This is a genomic window from Sphingobium sp. FG125 (genome assembly GCF_057809795.1).
On sequence record NZ_JBMDKQ010000022.1, the window covers coordinates 38,763 to 62,346 of the forward strand.

A 23,584-nucleotide genomic window follows, 5' to 3' on the forward strand; every position below is an offset into this window, starting at 1 on the left:
CAATTCCAGCGTGAGCAGACGTTCATGCGCCAGCTGCGGAATGGCTTGAACTGGTCGGTGCCTTCCATTTCAATCATTACATCTGCGTGGCCGGTGGCGTGAGTGGACACCCTTGACAGCGAGCACTATCCAAAGCCGCCATGTTGCACCTCCACTGCACCAAGAAACTGCTAGATCGGATCAAACCCGAGATCGCGGAGCCCGGACAAAGCGACACCGCCCTGGGCAATTGGTATGCCACGGTGCTGTTCTGGAAGCCGCAGGTCGCTTTGCTGGTTTCTGAGCGCACGCTGCTTCCCGTGCTTATGCCGCTAGCCCCAGCAGCCACGCTTGCTCGAAGATTCCCCGCACAATTGGCGCTGGTTCTGAAGGAGCACGGCGTCTCATCTGAATTCATTGCCCAGGAAGTCTGGCGGATGGACCAGGCCCGGTACGCAAAGACCGCGAACCGGAGTGTCGTGGGCATCCTCAACGAGTTCGTTAAGCAGGCCGAATTCTGGCTGGCCGCCTATGCCTATGAAAAGGGTGATGATGACGACCTCCTAGCGATTTCCGTCAAGCTAGCGGAGACACCGTGTAGCCCGCTGTACAAGGGCCCGGTTTCGCCAGACAAAGCCCTTCATGAACTCGTGATGGCTGGTGCGCAGACTTGAGTCTGCTGGCCGACCACTGTGCTCGGAGATACTACAGCACTCGGCCGGAAGGCCAACTCATGCGGTCAGACAGGATCGGGCGGCAAATCTACGATACGGAAAACAGCTCCCGAACCGGCATCGCGGACAAGGTCAACGCGCTGACCATCCCAGTGATAGTCGAGGTGGCGCCCCTGCAAAGGATTTGACGCGCAGTCCGGGTAGAAGAGTGCGACGCACTCCCCACCAGGATGCCGGATGCTCGGGTAGACAATGCCGTCGGATTCTGCGCCCCTGAGATTCGCAGCGAGAGCTTGAGATGCCGCGTAGCTATCAGGGTCCAGCATCGGGGCCGGTTCCGCAGCTGCGGATCTAAGATCATGTAGGCCTGCATCGACCGCCATGACGATCTCCCGGAACTGCGAAGTCCAGCCAGGCGCTTCCTTTGTCCGTGCCATGAAGCGGGCATGGTGGTGGATCGTCTCGAACAGCGCGGTCTCGAACTGGTCCCCGACGTAGAGTACGCCGTAGCTGCCATCGGTAAAGCGGCTTGGCCGGTCGGTGCTGACATGGGTGAACGGCGCCATGAGGTAGGAAGCGCCGTTGCCGCCGACGCGGCGGTCGACAGGGACCAGATCCAGATTGCCAATCGTCGCCATGATGCGGGGATTGGTCTTCTGCTCTGCCGAGATCAGCAACGGCCAGTCGGCTGGATCGGCGATGTCCTCGAAAAGGTCGATGGGCGGAAAGGCACTGCGGATGATCCTGACAGCGCCCTCCCACTCAACTCGAGAAACGGGAATATCCGCCGTTCCGCTCACCAGCCACCACGCTCGGCGTCGAGGTAGCGACGCACCCGCATGATGTCGGTAAGTTCGCCCCCGAGCATCACGTCGAGCGCACTGGCTCCTCCGAACGCGTCGTTGGCTGCCCTGATCCAGGCATAGCCTCGCGAGCTTTCCGAAAAGATGATCCGGAGCGCCTTGTGGATGCCCATGAGGTTGGACAGACGAGCGCGGCCATCGCGCGAGACGCGCCCGGGGCCTTCGGCCTTCCAGCGGCGATAGGAGCGCACTGGCATGTCGAGCAGCGTTGCTGCCTGGTCGTCGGTCAACTCCCATTTGCCGAACAGATTGAGGACTGCCCGGAACATGGCAGCTGCCTCGTCCTGGGTAATCGGATCGGGACGGAAAGCGGTAACGGCAGTATCAACGGGTTGCAGAGCCAGCATGGCATTTCTCCATATGGCAGTATATATGCTCTATAATGCCATTTGGCAATGGTCTATGCGGATGATGCCAATCTGGCAATCACGCTCGTCGCGCCCTCGATCGGCACGAACAGCCGCGTCTGGTAGCGGATGATTTCCGTGAAGCAGCCCTGGGCCTTGTACCAGTCGAGGCGAACCGCACTCCATCCGGTCAGTTCAATTCGCTGTGAGCCATTGACCAGGCTCCGCTTGACCATGAGCTGCTCACGGCCGGCGAATTCCATGGGTCGGCCGGTCGCCAGGACAGTCTGAACGATATCTTCGGCAGAGAGCGTTTGCTCGCGTGCCAGACCCAGCGCCCGGCACAGTTCCGGAACACAATGGACAGGAACCTCCCGGCCAAGCAACGAGCGGCCATCCGCCGCCGAGATGCGACTGACCCTCACGAAATCCGAAGGGAGCTTGTCCCAGACCGGCAGCAGGAGGCCCGTCGCGAGATAGAGGCGCTCGCGCTTGTGGCTGGTCCGCGCTTCCTCAACCTCGGCTGCCCAGGCTTCGCGGAAAGCGTCGACGGAAATTGCCTCCCAGCTGCTCTCAGCGAGCTGATCCTCGGTGATGTGAGTGCGCTTCAACGGGCGCAGCAGTTCGAAGCGGGAAACGCGCGTGCCGTCATCGGCAAGAATGCTGCGAGCGGGCATAAGCAAGGCAACTCGGCCCGAGCGGCCGTTCCGAACAGGCCGCTGCCGTGGCCCAGCGATGCCGTGGAGCTCCTCGAGCCGCTTCAGCGTCAGCGGCTTCAGGGCTCTGGCAATTTCCAGTTCCAGCAGATGGGTTGTTGCGCCCGACGCCGGATCCGTGCGCAGCAGCGTGTCCGACAGGAGCGTGAAATCCTCGACCGCGATGGTCTCAAGGCCGAGATCGAGCGTCCCGGCCTGGCGGGCAGCATCGATACGCGCCTCCACCAGCCCCATGAACTCGTCAAAGATCGCATTCTGCAAGGCAATCGGCAACGCGAGGATGCGATTGAGCCAGCGCTGGATCGACGGCAGGTCATCGACCATCGCCCCGTCAGGAGCTTCGATCCTGAGACCCGTCAGCTCCTGGAAGCGCCCGAGGCTGACCGCTTCGAGCTTGCCGGTGAACAACAGGCCGAACCAGCGATGGAGCGCCTCCTTGGCATAGATACTCTCGAGGTTGTCAGCCGGATCGAACAGGTTTTGACCGCCGGTCTGGCGTTGCCCGCGCGTCAAGGCACCGAGGCTGTCCAGGCGCCGCGCAATCGTCGAGATGAACCGGCGTTCGCCGCGCACATCGGTCGTCACTGGCCTGAACAGTGGGGCCGACGCCTGGTTGGTGCGATTGGTACGGCCGAGCCCCTGGATTGCGGCATCAGCGCGCCAGCCCGGTTCGAGCAGGAAATGGACGCGGCGAGCCTGGTTCTTGGCGGCCAGATCTGCATGGTAGCTGCGTCCGGTCCCTCCGGCATCCGAGAAGACCAGGATGCGTTTGGTCCCGTCCATGAAGGCCTGGGTTTCAGCGACATTGGCGCGCGGTGACCGGGATTGGAGTTTCTGATGGCCATCGTGCCCGACGATAAGCCGCCGCGTCCGGCCGGTCACTTCCGCCACCTGTTCCACGCCGAAGCGTTCGATGATGGCATCAAGCGCGGTCGCGATCGGCGGCAAAGCGCAGAGCTGCTCGATCATCCGGTCGCGCGCGGCGAGTGCTGATCGGCACAGTATCGGCGCGCCCTGCTCGTCGCTCATCGGCTCTGAGCGAGGATTGCCGTTTTCGTCGGTGAAGACCGCCATCAACCGGACAGGAAAGCTCTTGGCGAGATAGTCGATCACATATTCCCGCGGGGACAGATCAATCTCCAGCGCTTCGCGTTCCTCGTCCGAGAGGTCGGCAAGCCGTCGGTCAAGCATGGCTTCTGCGGTCGAGACGAGCTGGATGACAACGGCGTTCCCCTCGGCAATCGCTGTGTCGATGGCTGGTAACAGGCTTGGCAGCTTCATCGACAGAAGCAGCTGCGCGAAGAAGCGCTGCTTGGTTCCCTCGAAGATCGACAGCGCTGCGGACTTGGCACCGGAGTTGAGCGTCCCGCCGGTTTCGCTATCGACGATCCGCGTGGCTTCCAGCGCTTCTCGGAGGTTGGCGTGAATGACCGCCCAAGCTTCAGCATAGGCATCGTAAACCGCAACCTGATCCTCGCTCAAGCGATGCTCGAGGATCTCGTACTCAACACCCGCAAAGGAGAGTGCGCGCGCGGTGTATAGGCCGAGCGACTTCAGGTCCCGGGCGACCAACTCCATCGCTGCGATCCCGCCGTCACGAATGTCGGCGACGAAGGCCTCCCGATTGGCGAAGGCTGTCTCAGGTCCCCACAGGCCAAGGCGCGTCGCATAGGCCAGGTTGTTGACGTCGGACGCGCCGGTTGCCGAGGCATAGAGCACCCGCGCGCGGGGCAGGAGGTTTTGCAGGCGCACGCCGGCGACGCCCTGCTCCGAGCCCTTGACCTTGCCCCGTGATCCTTCTCCGCCAGCAGCATTGGCCATGGCGTGAGCCTCGTCGAACACGATCACGCCGTCGAAGTTGTCGCCCGCCCAGGCGAGGATCTGGTCGAAGCGAGTCGCATCGTTTCGGCCCGAACGCAGGGTCGGGTAGGTCACGAAGAGAATGCCATCGCGCATGGCGATGGGGGTGCCGAGTTTCCAGGAAGCCAGAGGCTGGATATCGATCGGCAGGCCGCCGAGCGCTGCCCAGTCGCGCCGGGCATCTTCCAGCAGTGCATCGTTCTTCGAAATCCAGATATGGCGGCGTTCACCGCGCACCCAGCGATCGAGGATGACGCTGGCAACCTGACGGCCCTTGCCGGCACCCGTTCCGTCCCCGAGGAAATAGCCCTGCCGGTACGTTTGGCCTTCCGCAGATGCCTTGAGCGAACAGCCCTTGTCCTCTGGCTCGAACCGACCGGGAAGATCGCGCGCATGGGCGCTTGCCGCGTAGATCAGAGTCTCCGCCTGGGCAGCAGACAGCAGCCCCTTGGCAACCAGCCCGTCGGGCAGCTGCGGCACCGCTTCGGGCATCGGTGCGGCGATCGACCCCATGGCGACGGACTCGACGAGCGGCGTCGGATGCTCGGCTGCGCCATGGATCACGATCCTGCTCGGACGATAGGGCAGATAGTGGCCGACCTGAGGGGCAAGCGGCGAAGGGGTTTCGAGGGTCTGGTACGTGAGCGACCCGATGGCGGTGGCTGCAGGAGTGATCCGGTCCGGTGTCGGCAGCGGCCTGCGCGGCGCGGCGACCAGGCGAAACGGCGCACGAGCCGGAAGGCTCGATTGCTCGGGAAAAGCCTCCAAGCTGGCACGAGCCGGCAAGGCATCAACAAGATCGGCCAGCTGGCGAAAGTCGTTTGTGCGGATAGCAACAGGCTCATTGGAGCCCTCCACCTTGTCGAGGACCAGCAGCCGCGTGGTGATGCCGGTGCCATGCTTGACGAACGCGCGTTCGACGGCGGCATTGAGCCGCAGCGAGATCGGTCCCTTCAGCCCCGCGAGGAACTTCGCGCAGTCGAACCATTCAGGCATGATCGCGACCAGCCGACCTCCACGTGCCAGGCGGTTCCAGGCCGACCGCAGGTGGCGCGAACCGGTGCGACTATCGTGCCCCCGCTCGATGCCGTGCGAATAGGGAGGGTTCATCAACACGACGCTCGGAATGATGGCGGGATCGAGCAGTTCGTCGATCAGCTCAGCGTCATGGCCGGCCACTCGGGCAGCCGGGAACAGGGCATTCAGGCAGTCGCGGCGGAGCGGCGAGATTTCGTTGAGGGCAAGGCGCGAGCCGGCCTTGGCGGCCCAGACCGCAAGCATACCTGTTCCGGCTGAGGGTTCCAACACAAGCTCGTCAGTGGCCAGCACGCAAGCCCTGGCGGCAATCCAGGCAAGGCGCGGCGGCGTCGCGAACTGCTGCCATTCGATCTGCTCGTCGCTGCGATTGGCCTGGGTCGGAAATCGGGCATCGAGGGAGCAGAAGTACTGTTCCGCCTCGTCGATCGGGGTCGAGAGCAGGATTTGATCCGATGATTGCAGGTACTGAACCTGTGCCAGCTCAGCAGCTGCGTGAGCGTCACGAACGGACCAACGCCCGAGAGCATCGCTGCCCCCGAAGTGCTCCGTCATGATACGCGTGACGTCACTGCGCGAGAGCGCGCGGCCTGCCGCCAGCTCCGAAGCCATGGTCTGGGCCGCCATCACAACAACGGGTGGTGATGGGTCATCGAATGCAAAGGCGATGGAAGAGTTGGACATGGGAACCTCCTGACGAGGTCCTGCGATGGGCAGGCCTCAATCAGCCGAAGGCACCCTCCCCTCTGCTCGACGGATCGGGTTGTCGGGCGAGCCGCGACTTCAGCTCATCGTTCCAGTCAAAACCAGGCGAGGCTGGTGCGCGTGAGTGGATGACACGATTGGGCGCAGCGTAGGCCTTCAACGCTCGCTCCTCAGCGAGAGCGCCTCCGGCGTCATTGTCGATGAACAAGTAGAGCTCGCGCACGCTCTCCGGGATCGAAACGAGACCGAACCGCTCGTTCCCAAGTGTTGCCCAGCACGGGATCCCGAACAGCTGCATTGCTGAGAGGGCGCTCTCGATACCTTCGGCGAGCCCCAGACGCCCCTGCACTGCCGGCGCAAGCCTGACGGCACCGCATCCGAGGCTACCCAGAGCGCGTTTGGGTCGCTCGAAGCCAGCCAATTTGTCGCTCACAATGTCGAGAAACGTCCTGTGAACCGCGATGACACCCATGTCAGTTGTGACTGCCGCCAACATCGCAGGGAGAAATTGAACTGCCCCGCGTGGTCCGAGCGGCGTACGTTCCAGATAACGAAACTGGTCAGATCCGCGCTGGAGACCGCGCTGTACGAGATATCGTTCGACTGGGCTGTCGGAGATCGCCGAAGCCGATTGCCACAAGCGTCGTGCATTCGGACTGAAGTCACCTTGATTTTGCCGATCAGCGGTTCCAGCGCCAGAACCATCAAAGAGCTCGCGGCTGCGAATGCCCTGGCGATCCAATGCTGCAATGACCTTCTCATTCGAACATCCGGCAAAGCAATGAAACAGGATGGCCTTTCGCCCCAAGGTCACGCTGAGCGACGGTGTGCGGTCGTCGTGGGCGGGACAGCAGCACATGCCCTTGCCCTGGCGCCATGTTCCGTTGAGGCGTTCGACAATCGTGCGGGCGCGGCGTTCGAGTTGCTGAGTTATCTGTAGCTGGGGCATCGACCTACTCCGGTTGAGGTGCCCTCCCCGTGCAGCCTCCGCTCTGCACCAGCGCCAAAACATTTTCCTACGCCATATGTTCTTTATATGTTCTCTCTCGATTCGACTACAGAAGGATCGAGAAATGACAATGAAAGCCCTCCTGATCGGTGGCATTGCCATCGCATCAGCCATGCCCGCCAATGCCCAGGAATTTCCGATGCCAGCATCAGTTGGCGCCCCCGCCAGCTACTCCGACGGCATCCGAATTGCCGAAGCATCAAACGGCTTCCAATTGGTTGAGCATGGGCTCTGGCGATCCGCACAGGATGCCCCGGCATCAATTTTGACCGTGGCAGAAGATGGCCGGGTCAATCTGCCTTACAGTTACGAACCCAAGGCCAAAACTGGTCCATCCGGGTTTCGGCGGGCTAGCTACCTGCCCCACGTCTATGCGGCGGAAGCGAAGTATTCATTGCCCACCGGCCTGCTCGACGCGCTCGTCTGGACGGAATCCCGCTATAACCCCCTTGCTGTCAGCCCGGCAGGCGCTGCGGGCCTTGGCCAGCTGATGCCAGCGACGGCAAAGGAACTCGGCGTCTTCAATCGCTTCGATCCCATGGCCAATATCTTTGGCGCGGCGCGGTACCTAAGGCAGATGCTCGACAGGTTCGGCGTGGTTCACCTCGCTGTCGCGGCCTACAATGCCGGTCCAGGAGCAGTCGAACGCGCGGGCGGTATACCGCGGAATGGCGAGACCCCCGGATATGTCCGCGACGTCCTTCGCCATTGGCGTTTTTAGCGGTCGCTCCGCAAGTTAACCGAAACTGAGTCAATCGACGGATTGTTGCCGGGCTGGACCAGCTTACAAGCGAGCGACTGCACGGGAGTCTAGCCGTTTCTGGCCGCGGCTGGGTACTTGGCTACAATCTGCATAACCTCCTTACCCCACAACGCCAACGCCTCGCGCTTCTCGTTGGTATACTGGTGGCGGTGATAGACCCCCGCCACACCGGCCATAGCTGATCCTGACTGGTGATTGAGGACCGCTTCAGAAACCACCAGAGGTATGCCGAGACGCTGGAGACCAGTTGCCACCGTCCGCCGAATGTCATGCATTGTGAAGTGACCGGCCTCGTAGCCGAGCTTCTCGTCCACGCTTGCTCTGATCCGTTTCCAAGCCTTCGATAGTCCGCTAACGCTGTTCGTGTTGGTGACCTTCGATGCCAACAGGATCTGGGTTTGCTTGTGGGCGTCGTCAGGGTCGATCCCCGCAGCCATGAAGACCTCGGTGATTACTCCAAGGGCCTGCGCGGATAGCGGCACCACATTCGCTTTGCCGTTTTTCGCTCGGTCGCCCGGGACGGTCCAAACCTTCGCCTTGAAGTCGAACTCGTCGCACGCTGCATCGAGCACTTCTCCCCGGCGTTGAGCCGTAAGGACAAGCATCTGGACAAGGTGACCAAACGGATAGCCATCCTCGACCGCAGATTGCCATAGTGCCGCGAGTTCTCGGTCGCTGAGTACGCGATCGCGAGGTTCATTCCGCTTCGGACGCCACGCGTCCCGGCAGGGATTGGCGGGCATATGCTCGAGTCTGGTGAGTGCCCACGTGTAAAAGGTCGAAAGATGGCGATAGACGATCCGCGCCATCGTCAGCGTTTCCCTGCCCCGCTCGAATGCGATCTTCTCAACAAAGCGGCTCACGTCACCTCGGGTAATGGAGTCCGCGAGGCGGTCTCCCAGCTCGGGCTCGATGTACTTTCGGAAGACCCGATCGAACTCCCTCGCGCTGCGCTTTTTGCCCTCGATCTGCTGGGACAGATACGTCTCGTAGAGCTCGGCGACCGTACCGACGCCCTTTGCCCCCTTCCTCTTAGCACCCGGCTTTCTGGCAATGCTCTTGCCCTGCTCGACATCGACAAGCAGATCTCGCGCCTTCTTACGGGCATGGGCGAGGGTAAAACTCGGACCATGGCGTCCGATGGTCACATTCAACCACTTGCCCTGAACCCGCTTGCGCAGAATGTACGTCTTGATACCACTGGCACCCATGCGGAGCCTCAGGCCGGGGACGATACCATCGGCCAGCTCAATCTGACCAGCCGCCGGCGCCTTGAGCCCTGCGATCTTCGCGTCCGTCAAACCTACTTTGTTCGCCATATGTGCCTGCTACCTTAGGTAGCTTTTTGTAGTGGATACTGGTGAACATTTCAAGAACAATGCGGACTATGAATCCCAGATTTCCGCCATTTTTGGACACATGCGGACGCGCCAGGACCCTCTGATCATGGCTCTTAATCAGCGGGTCCTTGGTTCGAGCCCAAGTGCGTCCACCAAAATTCCGATATAAATGAACGATTTACCCCTATGGGGCCGGATGGCCAAGACGGTTCTTTGGATATGGGTCCGCTGTGGGCCACGCTGTGGGCCACAAATTTGTGAGATTGAATGAGACGCACGGTGCCCCTCCAAGCCGGCAACTCAACCAGATCCTCAAAGCCTGAAAAGGACAGCCGCATTGGACGTCACTGATCGGAAAGAGCTTCTCTATCCAACGCATCGAGGCGTTCGGGCATCCCGAGCAACTTCAGTGCAGCAGCCGCGATCGCTTCAGCTATGGTCGGGTAAGTCTCAACTGAACTCATCGCGGGTCCATCCATAAAGGTGACTGTCGCCTGATAGCCATTGCCCTTTGGCGTAGCCGACAACGTAACCGACATCATGACATACATCTCCTATCGTGTGGCTCCAGATGATAACAGTGTGTTGGTTTGTATTCGATCCGATTGATCGACCTGACGTCGACTTATACAAAGCTCAACGATGGCCGCTTCTCTTCCCAAAGATTTGGGCTCGCCGTCGGGCGATCCTCATCTCATTCGCTCCTGCGTGCCTGACTTGTCGTTATCCCATACGGCAATGATGTGCACCAACACCTGAAATTCCGCGCGGGAGCGACTGCGTCAATTCCGGGTGCCAGGCATATTCGGTCCCACGGCTGCCGCGCTAGACGCGCGAGGCATGATTTTGAGAAGTCTCGCCACGTCCCGCGCATAAGCGATTTGCCGCCATCCGGTTGGGCTGTGGTACATGCCAATCGACTGCCAATAATCTTTGGATTGCGCCAGTGCCGAAAGGAATATCCACTTGGCCGCCCCCACATTGAAGCATGGATCGTGCGTCAGCCAGGTCCGGACAGTTATCGCATCGCGATCGATGAGTATCGCTATCTTCGGCACCCACCAGTCATTCACCTGCATAGGGCCAAGGTCGAAGCTGCCATTGCTGTTGCGGACCTGCGCCCCAATCCAGCCGCCCTCCTTCTGCCGCAGAGCCAAGAGGGTGCGCGCGAGCCATCCACGACCCTGAGAATGTTGATGGATACATTGGCGGACCAACAACTCCTGGGCTTCGGTTGATGGGCGCTTGGAGATTCTCGCGTCTGCCGGGCCTTCAACCATCGCGACCAGTATGAGGGGCAGCACTGCAATGCGCGCCGACGCTTTCAAGCTTTTGGTGATCATCGTTCCAAACCTTTTCGTGGCTCATGCACGGGATCGTGCTGTTTGGTTGACGGTCGCTCATCGGCTTGTTCGGGCTGACCTTTCACCAGTGCTCGGGACAGGCGAGCCATGGTCTCCATAGCCTGGCGGACTGCGGCGGACGAACCCGTCTCTACAGGGTAACCTGAACGATCGAGTGCGCGGTCTCGGCGTCCTTCCGCCTTTAACAACCGAGCCTTTTCGATCTGCGGACCAAACCGTGCCTGGAGTGCATCGGACTTCCGGTTGTTCAGTTTCCCAAGGGCTTCAAGGGCCGAACTCTTCTCGCCGGAGCGACGCTCGAGCTTATCTGTCAGCCGCTTTGCATCCTCGGTCCAGAGCTTAACCCCAAACCGGGCGCGGGTGATCGCGGTGTAGAAGTTTTGGCCGTTCACAAGGGGTGAAGCGACCGGTGCCAAAATATAAACGCGGGCGTAAGTCTTGGATTGCGAGGAAAACACGGTCTCGGCGTAGCCATGATCCCAGGTCTTGAACCGGGAGAGATCGACCTTGCGCACCTCGCCGGTCCGATCCCATCGGATCGCGGCGACCGAACCCTGCAATTGCTCGATGGTGCCGCGTTCGGCGTTCTTGAGATCGAGCGCCTTGGTCGCAAGACGCCACTGGATGCGATCGCCCTGGGCAAGGTCGCGCTGTTCGCTGTTGAATACATTCACCTGTGTCGCGCGGCTCAGTCGAGGGTCCCAACGGATCTGCCTGCCCTGCTCATCTGCAAGTCGCACGATGGGACGACCGTTGGGTTCCCGCCCTACCCCCACGACCCGATATTCGGCCTCGCGCATGACGCCCAGGCGAGGGTCATCCGGGCTGAACATCACTGTCTGGCCGCCTGAATAAAAGCGCGCCATCTTTCTTTGCTCGACCGACATCCGGGCCGGCGTCAGGACCTGCAACCGACTGTCCTGTGCCGCAATCCCACCCTCGGTCCGTAGGGCCTGTCTGATCTGGTCGTTCACGACCAGGCGCGTGGCATTGTCGAGAACAAGGATGTTTGTGGAGTCGCGGTTTGCAGATTTCAGACGAACCCATTGCGAAACAAGGTCTCCGGCGAGGGCATCAGCGGTCATGCCCGTCACGACCTTGTCGAGACGATCAATCGCGCCAGCATAATCTCCAAGCCGGGCCTGCATCACAGCCTCTCTCATGAGGGAGGACTGCTGGCGCACAGGTTCCGTGAGTTCTGCCTTGGGCAGCCCCAGCGTCTGGAGAAGCCAGAACGCCTTGCCCTGCTCGATGGCGCCAGTCTGCTTGTTATCGCCCAGAATGAGGATGCGTGCGCCGGTATCGCGGCTGATCTCAAGGAGCCTTAGTGCCTGACGGTTACCCACCTGCCCCGCCTCATCAAGGACGAGCAGATCATTGCCGTCTAGCCTCTGACCGCCGGAGGCCAGGAGACTGGCAACCGTCCGCGAGGATATCCCTGCTTTCTCTCCCAGCTCGGCCGCCGCCGAAGAGGTCGGCGCGATTGCCTGGATCCTGGTCTGGGGATCTAGCGATGCCGCCAGCACGCGCACCAGGGTGGACTTCCCCGAGCCGGCGACGCCGTGGATACCAAGCAGCCGATCTCTGGAACCTGCGAGCAACGCGAGCGCCTGTTCCTGGGGCGGTGTAAGGCCCGCCCCCTTCAAGAGCGAGCAGCAGGCGATCGCTGGACGCCAGGCGCGGCGCATCGTCGATAGCAAGGGCCAGATGATTTGAGAGGGCGAGTTCGAGTCGCACAGTCCTGCGGCTGGTCCTTGCGCGGGTAAGGATCGCGTCCCCGCTCTGATGGCGCCCTGCAAGAAGCTTTCCCCTCGCCTCATGCTTCTGGATATATGGCCGAAGGTCGCTGAGCCTAACCTCACCGACATGGGCGGCGAGTCCCGATCGGATGATCTGGCCCTGATTGTTGACTGCCTCGCCCGTCTCACTGTGCCGCAACCCAAACAGCGCGGCCCGGATCGCGAGTGCCGGCTCGACGGCAAATACTGATCGCTCGCCATATCCAGCGGATTGGCGAAGCTGGGTGAGAGACGCTAGCTCTTTCCCGGCCCGTTCCCGCCATTGGGCATGCAAATCATCCAGGCCGATCTTCTCCTTGGGGCGGCGGGTCTGGTAAAAGGATCGCACCCTCGCCGCCTGACCGGCATGGCCATGTTCGGCGGCATGTTGGTTGATCTGTTCGGCGCGCTGCGACATCCGCTGGATCAGCTTTTGAGGGACGTCCTTGATCTCGAACAACCCGCGCCGGGGATCAGCATCGATCTCATATCCCAGTTCGCGAAGGCCATGGGCCAAAGCATTGCGGTACACCTGGCCTGCTACCATCTGCTCAGCGAACATGGCTCGGGTCTCAAGGCTTGTCATCGGCGCGCCATCATCACGGTTGGTGATGTTCATCACGACGACATGGGTGTGAAGATGCGGATCAAGCTCCCGGCTGGCATGTTCGGTGAAGCGCGCAAACAGAAGGCGGCCGGTGGTCTCATGGGCTATTCCGCCCTCTTTGCGAAACCGGAAGGCAGCATGTTCCTCGAGCCAGCCAAGTGCTGCGCCAACGGCCTGCTCGTGAAGATCGAGCACCCGTTCGTCCTTGCCGACAAGCGCCATGATCGACACCGACTTTGGCGCGTTGACGGCGAAGTCCCACCCCGGATGATGCTCGACTGAGCCATCCGCCCTGTGTCGACCCAGCACCTGGCCAGCGACACTGCCGGCGAGGAGTTCCTTGAACCGCTGAGGATCGACCTGCCCTTGCAAGCCCAGCTCGCGGGCGATCAGGCCACCCCACTCGCTCGGTTCTCCCTCACCTTTCGAGTAATAATCTCCCACCGAATAATAGCGGGCGATGTTCCCGACCGATCCGGACAGGCGACGGGGATGGATCATGCCGGTTCAGCCTCATCGGGCGTGTCGTCGACGCGCCCGTGGCGAAACAGCGGGACGGTGCGCGCGCCGGCCTTGGGCCCGAGCATGGTGGTTGGTTTCGCCGGTGCCGCCTGCGACCCGCGCGCCTGCCGAGGCGCCGCCGCATCAGCTGCGGTCGTCAGGGGGAGTTCAGGCGGTGCACGTTGGGGCTCCACCGCATTCGTCGCCATGGTCGAGGGCGTTCCATCCTGCTTTCTTTTGCGAGGCTTCCTCGCTCTCCCGGTGCCCCCTTTCTCGGCTGCTTCACGGTGCGACCCGATGATCTCATCGGCGAGCGGAAGGCGGATTGGCGGTTGCGTACGTTCAATGAAAGCTGGCGCGACACTCGGGATCTCATTGTACCGGTCCGAGAAGCGAACGACGGGAAGATCCCGCCCAAACCTCAGGAAGCCCGAAAGGTTTGGAAGGTTCGTAACTTCGGTATGCATCACCAGCGGGCGCGTCACCTGCATGCGCGACAAGTTGACACCATCGCGCATGTCGTTGACGCCGTACGACATGCCTTCATTGGCTTCGATTTGCTCGACCTGCCCCAGATTCTCCGAGACATGTTTCGCGGTCGGCGTAACGTTCGCCCGCAGCGCAATCCAAGTTGAACAATAGCCCGTTATCGCCGCGGCATCCTGGATGCCGTAAGTGGCTTCGAGCTGAGGGTAAGACTGAAAACCCAGGATACCGCACCCGCCATATTTGCGCGCCCGGGCCAGGAAGTCGCTGAGGGAGGGAAGGCGCTGAAGCGTGGGCAGCTCATCAATGATGCAATAGAGACGGCGCTCGGGGTCGGGCGGCATGCTCATGATCGCGCCGATCGCGATATCGATCCAGACGGTGATGAGAGGCCGGAGCGAAGGCAGCTGATCGGCCTTCACGGTGATGAAGAGCCAGCTGTCGTCCGCTTCATTTTCGACCCAGGAGCGGATCGAGAAGCCGTTCGTCGTATCGTCGAGGTAGGAGAAGCTGCGCATTACCGTTGCAAGCTCAGCCTGGATACCTGCCGACGTCCGGTCTCCCTCCAGGCTGATGAAGGCAGCCGCCTCAGTGCCCTGCGCGAAGGCAGCAAGCTCCTTGAGGCCCGAGCGCACGAGCCTGTCCAGCAGTATCGATACGAGGGTATGACGCTGACGCGCGAGCTTCTTGAGCACACCCACGAGGGTGCCCCGCGCGGCTCGGGCCCAGAAGGGGTCACCCGCCTTGTCGGGAATGGTCGACTGGGCGATCTGGTCATAATGATAGTCGCGCGGCACATCGACCCAAGGCGACCAGCGGTCGGTGCGCTCGTCGAGCGGATTGAGCAGGATGTCCTTCCCCGGCCGGTAGAATTTCTCCACGAACGATCCGGCGGTGTCGTAGACGATGGCGCGTTTGCCATCACGCCGAATGCCTTCGAGCATAGTCGTGATGATATTGGTCTTGCCGGTCCCAGGCGCACCGCAAAGCACGATATGCTCGGGCTCATAGGCGTGCGGCATTGTGACGCCGCCTATGCTGAGGCTTCCCTTGCGCTGGCGGCGAAGCAAACTTCGGATCATGCGCACGCTTCCAAAGCGCGCGCCCCGCAGGAACTGGTTGGACCCCAGGCCACGACCCGTGCGGGTGAAATAATACCAGGCCCAAACGAGAGCGATAAGCGCGCCGATCCCTCCAATCAGTGCGCCCTTGATGAGCGCGGCTTCCGCTGCCTCAAGGGTCGCGTGCGCGATCTTCGAGTTAAGAAGCCCCTCGGCCGTGGTCCAATATTCTAGGCCGTCGGGGGCCTTGAACCGGACGGGATCGGCGGCGCCCCGGGTCGCGTCACGACGGAAACTCGAAAGTGCGATCTGCACCAAGAGGTAGCGCTGATAGGCGGTCAAAACCTCGAAGCAATACCACAAGATGCCCATAATCCAGAGTACGAGACAGGCGGAGATGGTCTGGAAGAAGACCTGGGTGGTCATGCGGACATTATGAACAATCGCCTGCCCACCGCGCGTCCATGATCCCAAAGTGTCATTGCGAAAGATGCTCACTGGCCGACCCTCCCCTTGTCTGGAATGGCGGCAGCGGTCGCTGCCGCGTCAGGGTCGAGTAGGCCGCGTTCGGCGAGCAGGGCGCGGGCCTCTGCCATCCCTTGCTCCAGGGTTTCGGGAGACCGCCGACCTACCGCGACGGCAAGAATCGAGAGGATCTGGATAGAGGTCGCGAGTATCTCGTCCTTAGACGAGAATATATATCCGCGATGGGGATCGGCGGCCTGCGTCAGAACCAGCCGGACAAATTCCGAAAGGCTCAATTCCGCTGCGTGCGCCCGTTGAAGAAGACGGGCATGAACATGCTCGTCTATCCGAAAATTGAGTTTGACCAACGCTTGGCTCCATAGACTGGAGCCCCGTTAGAATGTCGTAAAGCACGGTCCTTATAGCCGCTCGGCGGGCGGTCATCAAACGAAAGTAAGTGGTACATGGCCCACGTGAACAAATGGCGGATCGCCGCGACTCCCAAGAGCTCCTCGAAGCTCTGGTGATACTTGGAAGACAAGACTCCAAGAAGCGGTGCATCAGAACACGTCAAATAAATATCTGATTTAGAACAATTTTGCTCCGCAGCACCCGTGCGTAGGGTGCATTACAATTTACGCCTTTCCGGCGTGCGTCGGTTCCATCGCATGACCTTCAGGTCATGCGCTCGATCGACAAAGCGAAGGGCGGCAAATGATTGAAGCGGCTGGAGAAATCTCCGATGCCAAATTTATCCGGACGGCTCCCTTGGACCGTCCAGCGCACCCTACGAATCGACCCTGCCAATAAATCCCCGGTGTGCCCTGGGAATGTCCCATGGCGCTCGCACTCCGGCCCCTTGGGGCACGGGATTTATGGAATGCGGACATGGGAGCGATCAACACTCTGGACTTTAGCGACGTCGATCTGGCGGCGATCGATCCGCCCGAAAAAGGCGAACGCACTATTCGCGATATAACGGTTCCAGCGCTTGGCTTGCGCCTTCGATCGGGGGGCAGCCGGACATGGGTTCTCCATCAGATGAAGGGAGGATAAAGTCACCGGACGACCCTGGGCGACGCCCTGACAATTCCGGTCACATCGGCTCGAACGATGGCGGCGGCTGAATGTGACAGCTTGACTGACACCCCCGATCCAGTGGCACCCGTCCCTCCCCTGTTCGGACCTGACGCGAGCATAGCGGACCTGATGTCGGCTTACCTGTCGTTCGGCGCAAAAGGCCGATGGAAGCCTTCCACTGTCCGACAAATGCGGTGCGTTGCGCGCTCCCACATCATTCGGCTGTTGGGGACGCAAAAGGTGCGTGACCTTTCCCCGCAAGTGGTCGCTCGCTGGTATCGTGACGTGTCGTCTCAGACGACGGCGGCGCGCATGGCGCTATCCACGTTATCGGGCCTCCTGCTCTATGCGGAGGATCATGGGGTTCGATCGCCGGGCACCAATCCCTGTCGCGGACTGCGCAAAAAGCAGACAAGCCATCGGGGGCGGCACGTCTCCTCAACCATAGTGAGGGGATTGTGGGAGGCTCTGGATCGACTGCAAACGAATATGCCCGATGCCTGCGACGCGATCCGTTTGTTACTGCTCACCGGGGCACGGCGCAGCGAAATCCTCGGCTTGGTGTGGGATCGGATAGTCGGCCCGCGCGCAGTGCTGGAAGACTCCAAAAGCGGCCCGCGCACGATCTGGCTTAACGCTCCGGCACGGGCAATCCTTGATCGCCGAAAAGAGGAAGCAAGCGGTCCCCTTGTGTTCCCTTCGCCGCGCAGTGACGGGCCTGTCAGGGTCATTGACCGGCATTGGCGAACTATCTGCAAGGAGGCCGGAATTAACGGCATCCGGGTCCATGACCTGCGTCATCATTTCGCTTCGGTAGCAGTCTCGAACGGTATCGATTTGAAGGTGGTCGGGCAGTTGCTTGGTCATCACGACATCGACAGCACGCTTCGTTACGCCCATCTTGCCACCGGCGCTCTGGTCAAGTCTGCCGGTCGCGTGTCCGCCCTGATCGACCGGTCTCTCGCTGCCACATCGAAGGCCGACCGCGTAAAAAGACGCGCCTCAAAGCGCCAGCAAGGCATCGGTCAGAAGTCTTCGGCCCAGCCGGAGGAGGCAATCCATGGCTAACCTCCGTCTCCCGCTGACCGATGCAATCTGTAACCTGGCCCGCCCTGAAGTTCGGGAATATGCGCTGCGCGACACACGCCAGCCGGGCCTCTGCCTGCGGATACAACCTTCGGGCGCGCGTAGCTGGATTATGCGGCTCCGCGTTGAGGGCGTTCAGGTAAAGCGCTCGATCGGGGCATTCCCGGAAATAGGTGTGAAGCGAGCGCGCAAAGCCGCTGCAGCGATCCTGTCCGGCGAGATGCAAGCCCCCTCGCCGTCCCCTGCTCCGGTTCCAGTTTTCCCTCTTTTCGCCGACTTCCAGACGGAGCATGAAAAGCTGCAAACTCAGCTTCTCAAACCCTCCGGCCTCACCGCCTATCGCAGCTATGTTCGTACCCAACTGCTCCCCGCGTTTCGCAATAAAAGGCTCGACGCGATTTCGCGCCGTGACGTGGTGATCTGGTTCGAGCGCTACAGCGCGACAAGTCCGGGCGGTGCAAACCGCGCGCTCGGTATCCTGGGGCAGATGCTGACAACAGCCATCGCCTGGGGACATCTGCCCTCAGACTGGATCAATCGTGTTACGGGCATTCGGTACAATCGGCGCAAGGTCGTCGGGGCATTCCTGTCCGAGACACAGATGACGCGCCTCGGTGCGATACTGGCTGTGCGGATAAAGCGGGGCTGCATGGCATCGCAACTGCTCCGCTTCCTGACGCTCTCGGGCTGTCGGGTCGGGGAAGCGATCAATCTGGAATGGAGGGACGTGCTGCCCGATCGACTAAGCCTGCGCGACGGCAAGACGGGACCGCGTGACGTGGTGTTGGGTGCGCCTGTTCTCCGCTTCCTCAAATCACAAAGAGGCCGCGCGGAGCGATCCCAATCCGCGCTGAATCCCGACCGGGTGTTTCCACTGATTGAAGGGAAAGAATATGAGGCCGTGCGGTCGGTCTGGTTTTCGGTGCGCCGGGACGCCGACTTGCCCCCGAAGCTGCGTATCCATGATCTGCGGCATAGCTTTGCCAGTCATTCCGTGATGTCGGGGGAAACCCTGCTGACCACCTCCCGGCTGCTGGGACATCGCCGGATACAGACGACGGCGCGTTACGCCCATTTGGCCGACGATGCTCTGCTAAAGGCGGTCGAAAGGATCGGCATGCTCATCATGGCGCAGGTCGCGGGATAGGATCAAGAGGGGCAACCCGCCGCAGCCTCAAGCGCCGCGATCTTCTCGCTACAGACTATATGAACGACGCGGCCCAGTTCTTCGACCTGCGCTCCTAGCCAAGTCAATTCCTCTGCCGTGATCGTGTAATGTTTGGAATAGCGGGCCTTCACATAGGCGTCTTTCAGCTTCTCGAACATCGCCCGCTCGGTTCGCGTGTCGCGGGGCCAGACGTTGAACAAGCGAAAATCCAAACGCTCTGCCTGGGTGCGCAAGAAGCCCAGATTATGAACATGGGGGGTGTAGAAGGTCGAGACCAGGAGAACACAGTGATAGAGACGCTCCGCTGTTTGGTGCAGATCGAAAGCGGCGTCCTTCAAAAGCCCTTCAGCTAGAGCATACTTGGCGAGCTTGTGACGCCCCATCGCGCTCGGCATCCACTCCTCAAAATATTCCTTCGCCATAGCCAGCGCTTGCGCTGGCGTTTTTGGTTTGGGTTGGTGGAGTTCGCTCTCGTCGGCCTGATAGAGGGCGATGCCCTCGCTGGCGACGTCCATGAAGAAATAGCGGCCATGGGCAAGACCGTCATTCACCTCCTGCAAGGTGTGGACGATAAAGTTGACCGGGGTCCTGAGCGTCTGGGTGATGGCCAGTTCGCGCATCAGCCGCTCGTCCGCCTTCGCCCAATATTGAACTCGGTCGGTGAGGTCTTTCTGGTTGACGATGATGAGCAGGTCATAGTCGGACTTGTAGCCTTTGGCGGTATGCGGCTCGTCCACCCATCCGCCGCGCGCATAGCTGCCATAGAGGATGATCTTGTGGATTCTGCCTGCCTTGCGCTTGCCGGTCGCAAGGTTGTTGGCATCCCCAAATTCCTCGAAGACGATCTGCACCACGCGCTCGAGTTCGCGCTGTTTAGCCGGGGGCAAATGATCAAGGTCGGTACGCATTGCTCCCTTCCTAGCGAAGAGGCGTCCGTTCCCCAAATGAAGATGAACAGACGCCGGACGGAAGTTATCGCCGATATGGCGCATCATTGCAGGGGACCATCAATCTCCCGCACGAGATGCTTGAGGGCCGTGGCAAAATGGCGCTCCACTGCCGGGATATCGTCGCCGATACGCAGCGCGATCTCCTCATAGCTAAGCGTGTCGAGACTATGCAGCAGGAAGACGATGCGTGGCAGGGTGGCCATGCTATCAAGGGCTGCGCGGTAACGCTGACGCTCCGCTTCGGTGCGTTTGCGGGTCATGCCGCTTCCTCCCGATGATCTTCCTCATCACGAAAGGCGAGCAGATAGTCGGCAGCTTTGCTGGCCTGACTGGCGGCGCGGAAAATCGCCTTGCTGTCCTCGCGCAGGACCGACAGCCATGCACCAAGATAGTCCGCATGGCGGACGGTCGGAACGATGCCCATTTCCGCGCAGAGGAAGGCGCTGGCCATTTCGGCAACCAGTTCCTCGCGGGCATAGGCGGGGCTGCCAAAGCCGCTGTCGGGCAGGCGATCCAGTCGCGACCTATGCCCGGTCCAGTGACCCAGCTCATGCAGGACGGTGCGATACCAGTTGATCGGCTCGTGGAAATGTTCGGGCCGAGGCACCCGAACATAGTCTTCCTGCGGCGCGTAATAGGCTTCCCCGCCGCCGATACGAATATCCGCGTCGGTCGCTTCGATCAGCGCTTGCGCGCCGGGAAGGGTCAGCGCCTCGTTCCATGTCGTAATGGCGGCCATGGTCGGCTCACCCAGCCCTTCACATTGGTCTATGTTGAAAACGGTAAAGCGCTTCAGGAAAGCAATCTGTCTCGGCTCGCCATCCGGTCCGGTCGGGATATTCTCGCCATCCTTGGGCGTGAACCGATCCGCATAGCAAACCGTTGTCCCCTGCTCACCCTTGCGAACATTGCCGCCCATCGCCTGCGCCTGTCGATAGGTCAGCCAGCGCTGCGAGCCATAGCCCTGCTCGAACAGCCGGTGCCACAGGATCAGCACATTGATACCCGAATAGCGCCTCCCGGTCCCGGCATTGCGGGGAAGCCCTAACGCTGCTTTGCCATCATCCCATGGCCGCACCCATGGCAAAATGCCTTCCTCGATCTGGGCAATGATCCGATCCGTCACCTCATTGTAGAGGGTAGAGCCGTTCCGCTGCGATCTGTCCTGATACCCCATTTCCTTCCTCCTTCCCGCATCGCACCGGCCGCCGGAGTGGCGGGGTGGGCGGCAAGGCGTGGACCGGCAGGCTCACCGATGAAGGCGGGCTGCATCCGCAGGACCGAAACGAAGTGGAGGAGTTGGGACGAAGCCCCAACTTGCGACCCGACGCGGTGGGCCTATAGGGGAACGCCGCCCACCCCGCCGCGCCGGAGGCCGGATAACGACGTCATCGCGGCACGCGATGGCCGCCAGCAGCCAAGGGCTGCCGCGTCAGCGATCGTCACCCGATAGGGACGAGACAAGCGAAGCGCAGGCTCGGTGAAGCGAAGCGGAATAGAGCGCGGCCGCATCAGCGGAACGCCCCTCTCCAACTCATTTAAAAAAGACAAAGTTTGCTTTTGACCTTATAGAGTTCGTTTAAGCAACCCTACGGAAATCGACCTTAAGAATGAACCGTTTATCAGGCAACTGGCGGGCGTTTTCCTTGCCTGCTATCGGTCACATCGCTATTCTTGCTCGGTGGGGGAAACGTGCAATTCGTCTTGGTCGCGATAGGCGCATACACGCTCGTCTGGATATTTACGGAAGGCGGTGGCTATCTGCTGCTGCTCGTACTGCTATTCGTCGCAGCGATCTATGCGGCGGTCCTATGGGTGGCTTCACGAAACCCCAACTTGCAAGCCCATCTCGATGAAGCCGAAGCGTCCTTGAAGAATGTGAAGCCGTGTCGGACAAAGCCCAACGCACGCAAGGCAACAAAGGGGGCAGCAAAGGCTCCTGCCAAAAGGCCCGTTAAAATGACGGCTTCAAAATCTCGCGCTGACCGCCCGGTTGATGAACGGCAACAAACTATCTTCGAAGCGCTGATAGCTCTACCCGATCATATCAAGCGGCAGTCTGGGTCGCTATTCTATACTGGTGCAGACGCATTCTCTCAGCCGTCATCGATATATGTGCTTGGGCTGAATCCCGGCGGTGATCCCGGCACGCAGGAAGCTAACACGGTCGAGAAAGCAATCATCGCATTCGAGAAGGCACCTGCGAAATGGTCGGCCTATCGGGATGATAGCTGGGAGGGAGCAGCGCCGGGGACATGGGGGATGCAGCCTCGCGTTCTCCACTTCTTCAAAGGTTTGGGGTTGGATGCTCGTTCGGTCCCGGCGAGCAACGTCATTTTCGTTCGCAGCACCACCGAAGGCACCTTGGCCTTGGATAAAGACGAACTGATTTCTGCCTGTTGGCCCGTCCATCTGGCAGTCATTCAGCAATTAGGCGTCACGACCATCATCTGTTTTGGCATAACGGCAGGCAAGTGGGTGCGGGAGCAGGTCGGTGCAAACAATCTTATCGGCGAGTTTCGAGAAACGAATGCGAGAGGGTGGAAAAGCCAAGCGCATCAAAATAGTGACGGCTTCAAGGTCATTACGCTCACGCATCCCGGACGAGCCGACTGGCGAAACCCTGCTGCCGACCCCACGCCGTTTGTAAAATCCGTTTTGGAACAGGGAAGCCCAGCGTGAGCCGCTACAGATCGCAAGTCCGTGAGGTCATCAATCGGAACGCCTTGGTCAGCTTGGCGCTCGCAAAGGGCTATAATGCCTTCCTGCCGGTGTATGATGGCGGGGTGGATTTCATCCTCTACAATGAGGAAACGGGCGACGTTCGGAAGGTCCAGTTGAAGGGCCGCTGGATGATCGACAAAAAATATCTCAGCCGTGACATCTGGATCGCCTTTCACGACCGGGGGCATTGGTATCTCGCCCCGCATGACGAACTTGCAAGCATGGCGGTAGATTATGGCTTTACCAGCACATCGTCATGGATCGACGGTGGTGCGTATAGCTGCCCACGTTTGAGCAAGCAGATGATGGCGGATATGTTGCCGTATCGGTTTGAGACATTGGACGAAGTTAGCGAAGAGGCGGCGGAGGGTTGAATGGACGGCTGGATCGACGCGACGTTCTATTATCATAACGATCAACGATATGCAGTGTGCTACCGGCACCTGTTACGAGCAGATAGGGGTCGCGAGGGTTCCCGGACATTCTTCGCGTTCCGACTACATCCACGCAATGAATATGATCATCCGTTTGCCTGGGAATGGGTTGAGCAGTTCGCGTTCACAGCCAAGCAGACGGGCAAGGTGATATTGGCGACGCTTGGGAGTCAGCACGGCTACATCCATAACATTGGAATATCTGACTCCGGGCATAATCAACTGATGATGGAATTACTGCCTGCGGATCCGCCAGATAAAATTGTGATGCTAACTCGACCGGAACCTGATGGCAGGGAGTTTTATCCTCGCGCCTTCACCGTCAAGGACGACGATTGGGCCAACTCGGTCCTTGATGGGGTCGGTCCGTCGCGAGAGCAATTAGAGCAAATGAGACGGGACGAAGCGATCTTCAGGCGTCGCAGATGACGAGCATTTGAAGCACTGCGCAACACGCAGTTCAGTTTTGCGACACATCACGGTGAGCCATCCGTCGACCCGCTTCAGGTCCATGACGACGCCCCGACTTCAGGCCCGACGCGGTGGGCCTATAGGGGAACGCCGCCCACCCTGCCGCTCCGGAGGCCGG

The 23,584-nt window shown here is 60.6% G+C and carries 20 protein-coding genes and 1 pseudogene; 8 read left to right on the forward strand and 13 right to left on the reverse strand.

Translation table 11 applies throughout. The features are described 5' to 3' along the window. Nucleotides 1-140: 140 nt before the first annotated feature. Complete coding sequence (locus ACODSR_RS17655) at nt 141-653, forward strand: DUF6933 domain-containing protein (RefSeq protein WP_489077928.1); 513 nt, start codon at nt 141-143, stop codon at nt 651-653. A 65-nt stretch (nt 654-718) separates the two neighbouring features. On the opposite strand, the gene ACODSR_RS17660 is transcribed toward ACODSR_RS17655, so the two are convergent. Genes ACODSR_RS17660 through ACODSR_RS17675 form a run of 4 tightly spaced genes read right to left on the reverse strand, consistent with a single transcriptional unit; the run spans nt 719 to nt 7,128 of the window. Next, the gene (locus tag ACODSR_RS17660) at nt 719-1,453 is read right to left on the reverse strand and encodes an RES family NAD+ phosphorylase (protein WP_489077929.1); all 735 of its coding nucleotides are present in this window, start codon (nt 1,451-1,453) and stop codon (nt 719-721) included. Then, nucleotides 1,450-1,863 carry an MbcA/ParS/Xre antitoxin family protein gene (locus ACODSR_RS17665; RefSeq protein ID WP_489077930.1) on the reverse strand — a complete coding sequence of 138 codons (414 nt, stop codon included), beginning with the start codon at nt 1,861-1,863 and terminating at the stop codon, nt 1,450-1,452. The genes ACODSR_RS17660 and ACODSR_RS17665 overlap by 4 nt, the downstream gene beginning before the upstream one ends. A 53-nt stretch (nt 1,864-1,916) precedes the next feature. Further along, nucleotides 1,917-6,158: a strawberry notch-like NTP hydrolase domain-containing protein gene (locus ACODSR_RS17670; protein ID WP_489077931.1), complete on the reverse strand. Its 4,242-nt coding sequence runs from the start codon at nt 6,156-6,158 to the stop codon at nt 1,917-1,919. 40 nt (nt 6,159-6,198) lie between these two features. Beyond that, entirely contained in the window at nt 6,199-7,128 is a 930-nt protein-coding gene (locus ACODSR_RS17675; protein WP_489077932.1) for a DUF7146 domain-containing protein, read from the reverse strand. A gap of 124 nt (nt 7,129-7,252) precedes the next feature. Here ACODSR_RS17675 and ACODSR_RS17680 point away from each other — a divergent pair, with 124 nt between their 5' ends. Continuing rightward, on the forward strand, nt 7,253-7,909 hold the full coding sequence (locus ACODSR_RS17680; RefSeq protein WP_489077933.1) for a lytic transglycosylase domain-containing protein: 657 nt from the start codon (nt 7,253-7,255) through the stop codon (nt 7,907-7,909). Nucleotides 7,910-7,998: 89 nt separating this feature from the next. Here ACODSR_RS17680 and ACODSR_RS17685 read toward each other — a convergent pair whose 3' ends face one another. The 6 genes and pseudogenes from ACODSR_RS17685 to ACODSR_RS17710 all read right to left on the reverse strand — a co-directional run bounded on the left by ACODSR_RS17685 (nt 7,999) and on the right by ACODSR_RS17710 (nt 15,586). Further along, complete coding sequence (locus ACODSR_RS17685) at nt 7,999-9,270, reverse strand: tyrosine-type recombinase/integrase (protein WP_489077934.1); 1,272 nt, start codon at nt 9,268-9,270, stop codon at nt 7,999-8,001. A 365-nt stretch (nt 9,271-9,635) separates the two neighbouring features. After that, entirely contained in the window at nt 9,636-9,833 is a 198-nt protein-coding gene (locus ACODSR_RS17690) for a hypothetical protein (RefSeq protein ID WP_489077935.1), read from the reverse strand. A 240-nt stretch (nt 9,834-10,073) separates the two neighbouring features. Continuing rightward, nucleotides 10,074-10,634, reverse strand: coding sequence for a lytic transglycosylase domain-containing protein (locus tag ACODSR_RS17695; RefSeq protein WP_489077936.1), 561 nt, complete (start codon nt 10,632-10,634; stop codon nt 10,074-10,076). Beyond that, a complete protein-coding gene (locus ACODSR_RS17700) occupies nt 10,631-12,343 on the reverse strand; it encodes an ATP-dependent DNA helicase (RefSeq protein ID WP_489077937.1) in 1,713 nt (570 codons plus the stop codon). The genes ACODSR_RS17695 and ACODSR_RS17700 overlap by 4 nt, the downstream gene beginning before the upstream one ends. Nucleotides 12,344-12,758: 415 nt before the next feature. Next, nucleotides 12,759-13,541, reverse strand: a pseudogene (gene mobF, locus ACODSR_RS17705) (MobF family relaxase); the annotation flags it as partial. Continuing rightward, on the reverse strand, nt 13,538-15,586 hold the full coding sequence (locus tag ACODSR_RS17710; protein ID WP_489077938.1) for a type IV secretion system DNA-binding domain-containing protein: 2,049 nt from the start codon (nt 15,584-15,586) through the stop codon (nt 13,538-13,540). The gene ACODSR_RS17710 and the pseudogene mobF, both read right to left, overlap by 4 nt. An 855-nt stretch (nt 15,587-16,441) precedes the next feature. Between ACODSR_RS17710 and ACODSR_RS17715 the strand changes: the two genes are divergently transcribed. The 3 genes from ACODSR_RS17715 to ACODSR_RS17725 all read left to right on the forward strand — a co-directional run bounded on the left by ACODSR_RS17715 (nt 16,442) and on the right by ACODSR_RS17725 (nt 18,866). Then, nucleotides 16,442-16,609: a hypothetical protein gene (locus tag ACODSR_RS17715; RefSeq protein ID WP_489077939.1), complete on the forward strand. Its 168-nt coding sequence runs from the start codon at nt 16,442-16,444 to the stop codon at nt 16,607-16,609. Nucleotides 16,610-16,762: 153 nt separating this feature from the next. Continuing rightward, entirely contained in the window at nt 16,763-17,701 is a 939-nt protein-coding gene (locus tag ACODSR_RS17720; RefSeq protein WP_489077940.1) for a tyrosine-type recombinase/integrase, read from the forward strand. Further along, entirely contained in the window at nt 17,694-18,866 is a 1,173-nt protein-coding gene (locus ACODSR_RS17725; protein WP_489077941.1) for a site-specific integrase, read from the forward strand. The genes ACODSR_RS17720 and ACODSR_RS17725 overlap by 8 nt, the downstream gene beginning before the upstream one ends. 2 nt (nt 18,867-18,868) lie before the next feature. Here the strand turns inward: ACODSR_RS17725 and ACODSR_RS17730 are convergent, their stop codons facing one another. The 3 genes from ACODSR_RS17730 to ACODSR_RS17740 form a co-directional block, all read right to left on the reverse strand. Beyond that, nucleotides 18,869-19,795: a HEPN domain-containing protein gene (locus ACODSR_RS17730; protein ID WP_489077957.1), complete on the reverse strand. Its 927-nt coding sequence runs from the start codon at nt 19,793-19,795 to the stop codon at nt 18,869-18,871. A gap of 83 nt (nt 19,796-19,878) precedes the next feature. Further along, nucleotides 19,879-20,097 (reverse strand): sigma factor-like helix-turn-helix DNA-binding protein, encoded by a 219-nt coding sequence (locus tag ACODSR_RS17735; protein WP_489077942.1) that lies wholly within the window; start codon nt 20,095-20,097, stop codon nt 19,879-19,881. Continuing rightward, nucleotides 20,094-21,014, reverse strand: coding sequence for an ArdC family protein (locus ACODSR_RS17740; protein WP_489077943.1), 921 nt, complete (start codon nt 21,012-21,014; stop codon nt 20,094-20,096). Before ACODSR_RS17740 ends, ACODSR_RS17735 begins: the two co-directional genes overlap by 4 nt. Nucleotides 21,015-21,529: 515 nt before the next feature. On the opposite strand from ACODSR_RS17740, the gene ACODSR_RS17745 reads away from it, so the two are divergent. The 3 genes from ACODSR_RS17745 to ACODSR_RS17755 are packed head-to-tail and all read left to right on the forward strand — an operon-like array spanning nt 21,530 to nt 23,424. Further along, entirely contained in the window at nt 21,530-22,519 is a 990-nt protein-coding gene (locus ACODSR_RS17745) for a uracil-DNA glycosylase family protein (protein WP_489077944.1), read from the forward strand. Beyond that, the gene (locus ACODSR_RS17750; RefSeq protein WP_489077945.1) at nt 22,516-22,935 is read left to right on the forward strand and encodes a hypothetical protein; all 420 of its coding nucleotides are present in this window, start codon (nt 22,516-22,518) and stop codon (nt 22,933-22,935) included. Before ACODSR_RS17745 ends, ACODSR_RS17750 begins: the two co-directional genes overlap by 4 nt. After that, the gene (locus ACODSR_RS17755; RefSeq protein ID WP_489077946.1) at nt 22,936-23,424 is read left to right on the forward strand and encodes a hypothetical protein; all 489 of its coding nucleotides are present in this window, start codon (nt 22,936-22,938) and stop codon (nt 23,422-23,424) included. It abuts the gene before it with no gap. The last annotated feature ends 160 nt before the right edge of the window (nt 23,425-23,584 follow it).

Excerpts from the sequence above, each read along its gene's own strand:
- ACODSR_RS17655 (WP_489077928.1), top strand. The coding sequence starts at position 141 with ATGTTGCACCTCCACTGCACCAAGAAACTGCTAGATCGGATCAAACCC.
- ACODSR_RS17665 (WP_489077930.1), bottom strand. The coding sequence starts at position 1,863 with ATGCTGGCTCTGCAACCCGTTGATACTGCCGTTACCGCTTTCCGTCCC.
- ACODSR_RS17670 (WP_489077931.1), bottom strand. The coding sequence starts at position 6,158 with ATGTCCAACTCTTCCATCGCCTTTGCATTCGATGACCCATCACCACCC.
- ACODSR_RS17675 (WP_489077932.1), bottom strand. The coding sequence starts at position 7,128 with ATGCCCCAGCTACAGATAACTCAGCAACTCGAACGCCGCGCCCGCACG.
- ACODSR_RS17680 (WP_489077933.1), top strand. The coding sequence starts at position 7,253 with ATGACAATGAAAGCCCTCCTGATCGGTGGCATTGCCATCGCATCAGCC.
- ACODSR_RS17685 (WP_489077934.1), bottom strand. The coding sequence starts at position 9,270 with ATGGCGAACAAAGTAGGTTTGACGGACGCGAAGATCGCAGGGCTCAAG.
- ACODSR_RS17690 (WP_489077935.1), bottom strand. The coding sequence starts at position 9,833 with ATGATGTCGGTTACGTTGTCGGCTACGCCAAAGGGCAATGGCTATCAG.
- ACODSR_RS17695 (WP_489077936.1), bottom strand. The coding sequence starts at position 10,634 with ATGATCACCAAAAGCTTGAAAGCGTCGGCGCGCATTGCAGTGCTGCCC.
- ACODSR_RS17700 (WP_489077937.1), bottom strand. The coding sequence starts at position 12,343 with ATGCGCCGCGCCTGGCGTCCAGCGATCGCCTGCTGCTCGCTCTTGAAG.
- ACODSR_RS17715 (WP_489077939.1), top strand. The coding sequence starts at position 16,442 with ATGGGAGCGATCAACACTCTGGACTTTAGCGACGTCGATCTGGCGGCG.
- ACODSR_RS17720 (WP_489077940.1), top strand. The coding sequence starts at position 16,763 with ATGTCGGCTTACCTGTCGTTCGGCGCAAAAGGCCGATGGAAGCCTTCC.
- ACODSR_RS17725 (WP_489077941.1), top strand. The coding sequence starts at position 17,694 with ATGGCTAACCTCCGTCTCCCGCTGACCGATGCAATCTGTAACCTGGCC.
- ACODSR_RS17730 (WP_489077957.1), bottom strand. The coding sequence starts at position 19,795 with ATGCGTACCGACCTTGATCATTTGCCCCCGGCTAAACAGCGCGAACTC.
- ACODSR_RS17735 (WP_489077942.1), bottom strand. The coding sequence starts at position 20,097 with ATGACCCGCAAACGCACCGAAGCGGAGCGTCAGCGTTACCGCGCAGCC.
- ACODSR_RS17740 (WP_489077943.1), bottom strand. The coding sequence starts at position 21,014 with ATGGGGTATCAGGACAGATCGCAGCGGAACGGCTCTACCCTCTACAAT.
- ACODSR_RS17755 (WP_489077946.1), top strand. The coding sequence starts at position 22,936 with ATGGACGGCTGGATCGACGCGACGTTCTATTATCATAACGATCAACGA.